This window comes from Janthinobacterium sp. UMAB-60, from assembly GCF_900095235.1.
GTDB lineage: Bacteria > Pseudomonadota > Gammaproteobacteria > Burkholderiales > Burkholderiaceae_D > Janthinobacterium.
This window is the reverse complement of sequence record NZ_LT607505.1, coordinates 25,766-33,394: the sequence shown is the minus strand read 5'-3', so window position 1 is coordinate 33,394 and position 7,629 is coordinate 25,766. Positions and strand designations below refer to the sequence as shown.

9 protein-coding genes are annotated in these 7,629 nt (G+C 64.4%); 4 read left to right on the top strand and 5 right to left on the bottom strand.

The features are described 5' to 3' along the window. A partial coding sequence (locus K0F86_RS25780; protein WP_219136975.1) for an FAD-binding oxidoreductase occupies positions 1-766 on the top strand: 766 nt, incomplete at its 5' end. Between the two features lie 3 nt (positions 767-769). Here K0F86_RS25780 and K0F86_RS25775 read toward each other — a convergent pair. The 3 genes from K0F86_RS25775 to K0F86_RS25765 form a co-directional block, all read right to left on the bottom strand. Then, positions 770-1,228: a hypothetical protein gene (locus K0F86_RS25775; RefSeq protein WP_257572372.1), complete on the bottom strand. Its 459-nt coding sequence runs from the start codon at positions 1,226-1,228 to the stop codon at positions 770-772. A 32-nt stretch (positions 1,229-1,260) separates the two neighbouring features. After that, positions 1,261-1,476: a DUF6434 domain-containing protein gene (locus K0F86_RS25770; protein ID WP_219136974.1), complete on the bottom strand. Its 216-nt coding sequence runs from the start codon at positions 1,474-1,476 to the stop codon at positions 1,261-1,263. 86 nt (positions 1,477-1,562) lie between these two features. Beyond that, positions 1,563-2,444 (bottom strand): LysR family transcriptional regulator, encoded by an 882-nt coding sequence (locus K0F86_RS25765; protein ID WP_219136973.1) that lies wholly within the window; start codon positions 2,442-2,444, stop codon positions 1,563-1,565. 97 nt (positions 2,445-2,541) lie between these two features. Here K0F86_RS25765 and K0F86_RS25760 point away from each other — a divergent pair, with 97 nt between their 5' ends. Together K0F86_RS25760 and K0F86_RS25755 are read left to right on the top strand one after the other, a co-directional pair. After that, on the top strand, positions 2,542-3,126 hold the full coding sequence (locus K0F86_RS25760) for a GNAT family N-acetyltransferase (protein WP_219136972.1): 585 nt from the start codon (positions 2,542-2,544) through the stop codon (positions 3,124-3,126). 128 nt (positions 3,127-3,254) lie between these two features. Next, positions 3,255-4,733, top strand: coding sequence for an MFS transporter (locus tag K0F86_RS25755; protein ID WP_306823227.1), 1,479 nt, complete (start codon positions 3,255-3,257; stop codon positions 4,731-4,733). Between the two features lie 222 nt (positions 4,734-4,955). Here K0F86_RS25755 and K0F86_RS25750 read toward each other — a convergent pair whose 3' ends face one another. Both K0F86_RS25750 and K0F86_RS25745 read right to left on the bottom strand, forming a co-directional pair. Beyond that, a complete protein-coding gene (locus K0F86_RS25750; RefSeq protein WP_219136970.1) occupies positions 4,956-5,708 on the bottom strand; it encodes a LytTR family DNA-binding domain-containing protein in 753 nt (250 codons plus the stop codon). Further along, positions 5,705-6,856 carry a sensor histidine kinase gene (locus K0F86_RS25745; RefSeq protein WP_219136969.1) on the bottom strand — a complete coding sequence of 384 codons (1,152 nt, stop codon included), beginning with the start codon at positions 6,854-6,856 and terminating at the stop codon, positions 5,705-5,707. Before K0F86_RS25745 ends, K0F86_RS25750 begins: the two co-directional genes overlap by 4 nt. Before the next feature lie 145 nt (positions 6,857-7,001). Between K0F86_RS25745 and K0F86_RS25740 the strand changes: the two genes are divergently transcribed. After that, the coding region (locus K0F86_RS25740; protein WP_219136968.1) for an SUMF1/EgtB/PvdO family nonheme iron enzyme at positions 7,002-7,629 on the top strand (628 nt) is incomplete at its 3' end.

Below are 7,629 nucleotides of genomic sequence, written 5' to 3'. Positions count from 1 at the left end.
TGGGCGCGTGTCGCCCGCATCCATCTTGATTGACCGCTCGCGCATCGCCCGGCTTGAACCGCAGCTGCGGCAACCGCCGCAACAGGCTATCCACGAGCCGGAGCAGGGCGCCCTCGACGCCGTTGCCGCCACCCACGCCTTGCTGGCAAAGGCCGAGGCGCTCGGCGCGACGGTCCATACGCACACGCCCGTGCTGGGTTTTACGGTCCAGGACGCGCAGGTGACGGGCGTGGAAACAGCCACTGGCGTCATCGAGGCCGATATGGTCGTGCTGGCAGCGGGCACAGGCACGGCCAGCCTGGCGGAAAAACTGGGCGCCAGCCTGCCGATTCACGCCTCGCCCGCCATCTTCCTGCGCTACCAGGCGCCACCCGGCCTGGTACGCGGCATCATTTCCAGCCATGCAATGGAAGTGCGGCAAGCCGAGGACGGCACCATGCTGGCAGCGGAAGATTATGTGGACGATGCACCGGAAAACCAGCCCGCCGCCATGGCGCAGCGCACGGCCAGCGCGATCCGGGAAGAACTTGAAGGCGCCGAAGCCATTGCGCCGGAATTTGCCGCTGTTGGCCTGCGTCCCATGCCCTTTGACGGCGTGCCCGTCATCGGCTATCTGCCGCAAGTGGGCGGCGTGTATGTCTGCGTCATGCATCCGGGCGTGGTGCTGGCAGCCATCGTGGGCCAGCTGGCCAGCGGGGAAATCGTCGATGGCCAGCCGGCTGCGGCCCTGGAGGCTTGCCGGCCGGCACGCTTTCTGGTGTGCTGACTTTTAAGGCACAGCTACCACGAACACGGGCAGGACGAACGGCACTTGCTCCTGCTCATCGCCGTCCTCCGACGGGGCCTGCATGAAAGCCTCGTTGCGCCAGTCCCCATTCACCACGCGCTCGGCGATCAGAGATAAATCCTGCGTTTCCTGCAGCGCGCAGCGAAACGGCAGCCGCCCATGCGAGCGCGACACCAGGCTGAAGCGCAACTGGCGGCATTGCGCATCGTGCCAGCAATAGAACAGCATAGCCTCGCCAGCGAGCGCGCTGCGGCGTGCCGCGATCACCTCACCGATGAAGGCAACGATATCGGCAGCATGAATCTGCGGCGTTTCCTCGTCCGTGGGCGAGAAGCTCCACATATTGGTCCTGGCTTCGTGGCTGATATCGTCGGGATCAATTTCCACGGGATCGTCTTTTGCCACGGTGAGCCAGTTGGTGAGCACCGTTGATATCATCATGTCAATCTTTCTACTTTCGTGCGGGCAAGCGGCTAGCCAGCCATTCGGTGACGGCGTAGCCACTCATCGGCAACATCGCCCATGGTTTTAACGGCACCGTCGCGTATCCAGACCATGAAATCGCGCTCGAACGTAAATTGCGGTCCGCATTGGGCAAGCAGGAAGCGCCTGACGTTCTGCGTATTCCTGTAGTGCGCATCAACGACAGTGTGGCGGGAAATAGTGCCGCCGTGCCAATCGAATTCCATGCTGATTCCCTTTGCTGTATTCCCTTGAATGGCCAGAGCGTGCCATTCTAGATCATGGGCAACAGTTCGGCGAATGTCCAGCCGTCTCACCCTCTGGGTCCATCCGCCAACAACTCCGCCAGCCTGTCCGTCAACCACAAACTCGTCTCGCTGAGCTTCTTCCCATGAATCGACAGCCGCCGCACCGGCAGCCTGGATAAAGCCAGCGCAGGGCAGGGCACTTCCTGCAAATACCCTTTGTAGTTATCGTAATTGGCGATATTCAGCGGCAAAATCGCCCAGCCCAGTTCGTCCGCGACCATTTCCGCGATGCTGTAAAAACTGTCGGAAAACCAGACGGCGGGACTGAACGCGTGTTCGCGGTTCAGCTCGGAATCCATGATCAGCTGGCGGTAGCGGGTCAGCTCGTTGCGGCTCACTTCCTGGCCGTGCGCCATCGGATGGCCTTTTGCCACGAACACGCCTTGCGCCACGCTGCCGATGTGCTGCTGTTCCAGCACGGGGGAGATCGGGCCGCGGTCGAAGTGAAAAGCCACGTCGGCTTGCTGCTGCTCCACGTATTGCGCCACCTCGGACGCCGTGGCGTTGAGCATGACCAGTTCCAGCGCCGGATAGCGCGCCGCCAGTTCCTTGACCAGGGTGCCGATGGCCAGGTAGGGCAGGGCTTCGTCCAGGGCCAGGGTCAGCTGGGCTTCGGGCGCCTCGCTCAGCAGTTGGGCGCGCAGCTGCAGGCGCTCGGCCTGGCGCAGCAGTTCGCACGCTTCCAGGTGCATCACCTTGCCCGCTTCCGTCAGCACGGCGCTGCGGCGCGAGCGGTCGAACAGTTCCACGCCAAATTCCGCTTCCAGCAGACCGATCGAGGTGCTGACCACCGATTGGGCGCGGCCCAGCCGGCGCGCCGCGCCCGAAAAAGAACCGGCCGCGACGGCCGCTTCAAAGTAGCGCATTTGTTCCAAAGTCCATTGCATGGCATCCACCTATCTGTTTTACAGATGGATTTTAACTTGAATGCCATTCAGGGGCGACATAAAATGCTTTTACTAATTCAATAACATGAGATCCGCCATGAAAAACGCCCAAGCCAATTCCCCCTCTATCAGCTTTGGCTGGTGTCACGACGCCACCGCCGAAGATACCTTGTGCCAGTTATATCTTGATAACGTCAGCGCCGACTATATCTCCCATTCGGAGCTGCAGGGCGAACGCGCCGACGCACCCGGCAACTGGCGCGCGGACTTGCCTGAGGTGATACGCGGCGAAATCCGCGCCGCCCTGTCGCATGACTGGGCGCATGGCGATTCGACCCTGCTGGCCGTCGCCACCGACGGTGACGCCATCGTCGGCATGGCCCTCGTTTCCATCGACACGCGCCAGCGCGCCTCAAAATCGTTCGCCGCGCTGGACGACCTGGTCTTGCTGCCCTCGGTACGTGGCAGCGGCATCGGCAGCTTGCTGGTGGAGTGGGTGGCCGACGAGCTGCGCGGCCACGGCATCGCCCGTTTGTTCCTCGAATGCGGCGCGCACAACCTGACGGCGCAACAATTTTTCCAGGGACGCGGCTTCAAGCAAGTGTCCGTCGTCATGCTGCGCGAACTTGACGCAACCACAACGAGTGCCGCCGTGGATGACAAGGATGGCGACCGTGGCTGACGCCCGCCGCCCCCGACAAGCCCAGGCCCGTGGCAGCCTGGAACGTAAATATTTGCGCAGCACCAAATTTATCCAAACCGATAGTTGTTAAAAGTTACACTAAAATCCATGAGTTGTTTATGCATCCAATGAAAAAATGGCTGACGCTGGCCATCGTCTCCAGCGCCCTGTTCCTGATCGTGGTCGACATGACCGTGCTCTACACCGCCTTGCCCGCGCTGACGCGCGACTTGCAGGCATCCTCTTCACAAAAACTGTGGATCATCAACGTGTACGCGCTGGTCGTCTCCGGTCTGTTGCCCGGCCTCGGCACCCTTGGTGACCGTTTGAGCCACAAACCCGTTTTCCTCGCCGGTCTGACCGTGTTCGGCATCGCCTCGCTGTGCGCCGCGTTTTCGCCCGCGCCTGAATGGCTGATCTTTGCCCGCGTGCTGCTGGCCGTCGGCGCCGCCTTGATGATGCCGGCCACCCTGTCCATCATCCGCCTGACCTTTACGGACAACCGCGAGCGCTCGTTCGCCATCGGCGTGTGGGCGGCGATTGCCTCTGGCGGCGCCGCGTTCGGCCCCGTGCTCGGTGGTTTCCTGATGGAACATTACTGGTGGGGTTCCGTCTTCCTGATCAACGTGCCCATCGTGCTGCTGACCCTGGTGTTGGCCGCCGTCGTCCTGCCGAAACGGGCCGGCAACCGCGACAAGCCGTGGGACTTGAAGGGCTCGCTGCAAATCATGATGGGTCTGCTTGGTGGCGTGTATGCGATCAAGGAACTGGGCAAGTCGCAACCGTCGTATGCGCTGGCCGCCGCCTCGTTCGCCGTGGGCGCCTTCTTCATGCTCAAATTTGTGCGCCGTCAGAAGCGCCAGACCAGGCCGCTGATCGACTTCGCCCTGTTCCGCGAACTGCCGTTTTCCAGCGCCGTGGCCGCCGCCATGGTGGCGTCCGCCGCCCTGATCGGCATGGAACTGGCGCTGAGCCAGCACATGCAGCTGGTGCGGGAACTGTCGCCGCTGGAAGCGGGTCTGCTGTTGTTGCCGCTGCCGCTGGCGTCCGTCTTTGCGGGACCGCTGACGGGTTTCATGCTGCCGCGCGCCGACAAGGCCAAGGTCTTGTGGGGTTCGCTGCTGCTGTCCGGCATCGGCATGGCGTCGTATCTGGTGCTGCATGACGCCGCCGTCTCGGCGCAAGTGGCCAGCCTGGTGATTCTGGGCCTGGGCCTGGGCGCCGTGATGACGGCCGCATCGAGCGCCGTGATGCTCAACGTGGCGCCGCAGCAGGCCGGTATGGCCGCCTCGATCGAGGAAGTGTCGTACGAGCTGGGCGCCGTCATCGGTGTCACCGTGCTGGGCACGATTCTGTCGGCCGTCTACAGCGCCACCCTGGTGATCCCGGAAAGCGCGGGCCTGCTGCCGAACGCCCACGACACGCTCGATGCGGCGCTGCTGGCCGCCGAGCAATTGCCGGCCGAACTGGGCTTGCAAGTGTCGGAACTGGCCCGCTCGGCCTTCGACAAGGCATTTATTGTCGTGCTGGCAACGGCTTCCGCCATCCTGATGGTGGCTGCCGCCGCCATCCGCCATTTGCATCTGCGGGCGCGCCGCGCGGTGTGATGGACGGGGCCTTGCGCCCCGACAATATTGAACTGGATACTGGCTCGCCGCGCAAACGGCGGGCCAGTTGCATTTTCCTTCCTTGGGTCCGCATCGCGGCATCCCCCGTGGCATGCGGGGAAGCCATTTTCCAGTATTCACTTCTCGTTGGCCGGGGGCAAGACTTGCCGGATCGCCGCCAGGACGACCTCCGGCGACGTCAGCGCTACTAGGCGGCTGCAGCTACATGGCCCGGAACAGGTGGACGAAGGCGCGGCTCACGGGCAGCTCGCCCGCGTGGTCGCGCATGCGCAGGAACAAACGGCTGGCGTCGTCGCGGCGCGTGCCGTCCAGCCAGGCCAGATTGATCAGGGTGGAGCGGTGCACTTGCCAGAATTGTTCAGGATCAAGCTGGCTGGCCAGGTCGGCGATGGGTGTGCGGATCAGGAATTCGCCATCCACGCTGGCGACGACCGTGTACTTGTCGTCGGCATGGAAAAAGCGCACCTTGGCCACGTCGAGGTGGTGCGTGCGCTCGCCCCGGGACGCGAGTATGTAGCGCAGCCGGGGGCGGGCAGGGCCGGGCGCGGCCGCCAGTTGCTGCAGCGCCTGTGCCATGGCCGCACTGGCGGGCGGCAAGGGCGCCACCGACCGCAAGCGCGCCACGGTACGGGCCAGCCTTTCGGTGGTGACGGGTTTCAATACGTAGTCGAGCGCTGCCTGCTCGAAGGCTTGCAGGGCAAACTCGTCGAAGGCGGTGACGAACACCACGCGGGTAGGGCCTTCGATGCCTTGCGCCACCTCAAGGCCGGACAGCCCCGGCATCTGGATATCGAGGAAGGCGATATCGGGTTCCAGCTCGGCGATGCAGGCGGCGGCCTCGACGCCGTTGCGCGCCATATGGATGACCTGCAAGTCCGGCCACAGGGCCAGCAGCTGGTCGCGCAGGTAGAGCGCCAGGTGCGGTTCATCGTCCGCGATCACGGCGCGCGTCATGCGGCCTCCACTGGGCATGCGCTGGCGGCGCGCCGGTACGGCAGCTCCAGCACGGCTTCGGTGCCATGCTCGCGCCCGCGCAGGACCAGGCTGGCATGCGCGCCGAACTGGGCCTGCAGGCGCGAGCGCAGATTGGCCAGCGCCATGCCGCTACCCGGACGCGGTGGCTTGCCTGGGGCCGTCAAGCCCGCGCCGTCGTCCAGCACGCGGATTTCCAGGCGGCCCGCGCGCACCTCGGCATGCACGACGACGCTGCCGCCGCCCAACATGGGCGCCAGTCCGTGCACGATGGCATTTTCGACCAGCGGCTGCAGCATCAGCGCGGGCATGCTGGCCAGGCGCGCTTGCGCGCTGGCGTCGATGCGGAAGCGCAGCCGCTCCTCCATGCGGATCTGCAGCAGGGACAGATACTGGCTTGCCATGTCGAGTTCCGCATCCAGCGTGCTGTCGCCCTGGCGCAGCTGCGACAGGCTGGCGCGCAGGTAGCCGGAAAACGTTTCCAGCATGCGTTTCGCGCGCGGCGGATCGTAGTCCATCAGGCTCTGGATGTTCGCCAGGGTATTGAACAGCAGGTGCGGCTCGATCTGCCCCTGCAGCAGGCGCAGGCGCGCATCCGTCACCTCGCTTTGCAACTGCTGCTGGCGCAGGCGCGAGCGCCACCATGCCCAGTTGGCGCCCATGACAAACAGGATGAATACAGCAAACTTGGTCAGCGCGGCAGGCAGGGAGACGAACATGCCCCACACCTTGAAACCCACCAGTATCGGGACGATGGTGAAGCCGATGCTCATGCCGCCAATGATGGCTGCCAGTGCCAGCGCGCCCAGAGCCATGCCGGCGCGGATGTCGCGCACATGCGACATCCGCTCGACGAGCGGCGCCGGCAGCCAGCGCCCGGCCAGGCGCAACACGCCGAACAGGGTATGCACGATGCACAGGCAGATGCCGATATTCGGCAGCAGTGACGCCCACCACCAGTGCGGCCGGTCGACCCGGCCGAAGATGGCGACGATGGCCATCAGGCCCAGTGCCAGGACGATGCCGATCAGGGAGATGAGCAACAGGCGGGTGAGGGTGGGGACTTCGTGCCTGGGGCGCAGTTCCCACAGCGAACGCCAGCCCTGTAGCAAAGTCGTTTTTCTGGTCATGGGCGTAGTGTAGCGGCCCGTTGCCTGATTGACCAGAACATGGCTTGCCGTTCGTCGGCCCCATTGTCGATTCGTCGCATGGGCGGGGCAAGGGGCCGGCCGGGCTGTCAATCTGTATTCTCATTCACCAATTACCAGGAGCCACATGAAGCACAGCACTATTTCCCTTGCCTGCGCCATTTTTTGCAGCGCCCAGGCCGCCGCCGCACCCATCCTTCCGCCCATGGCCAGTATTCCCGCCGGCGTGTTTATCATGGGCAGCACGGAGCCGCGCATCGGCGACGGCAGCCACAATCCGGCCGAGGGGCCACCCCACGAAGTGCGCGTGGCCGCATTCCGACTGGCAAAATACGAGACGACGGTGGCGCAGTTCCGGCAATTCGTTGCCGCGACCGCTTATCGGGCGGCAAGCGAATGCTGGGAATTCGACCGCACTGACGGCATCGCGCTCAAGGAGTCGGGCTGGGATGCCCCCGCGCATGCGCCAACGGACTATCACCCCGTCATGTGCGTGAGCTGGAGCGATGCGACGGCCTACGTGCAATGGCTGGCGCGGGAAACGGGTCGCCCATTCCGCCTGCCCAGCGAGGCGGAATGGGAATACGCGGCGCGCGCGGGCACGGCCACGAAATACGCGTCCGGCGATGCTCCTGAGCAATTGTGTAGCTACGCCAACATGAAGGACCGGCGTTTCAAGGCCGCGGCCCGGCGCGATCACGGCCTCGACATGCTGGTCACCGATTGCGACGACGGCGCCGAGTACACTGCCGTCG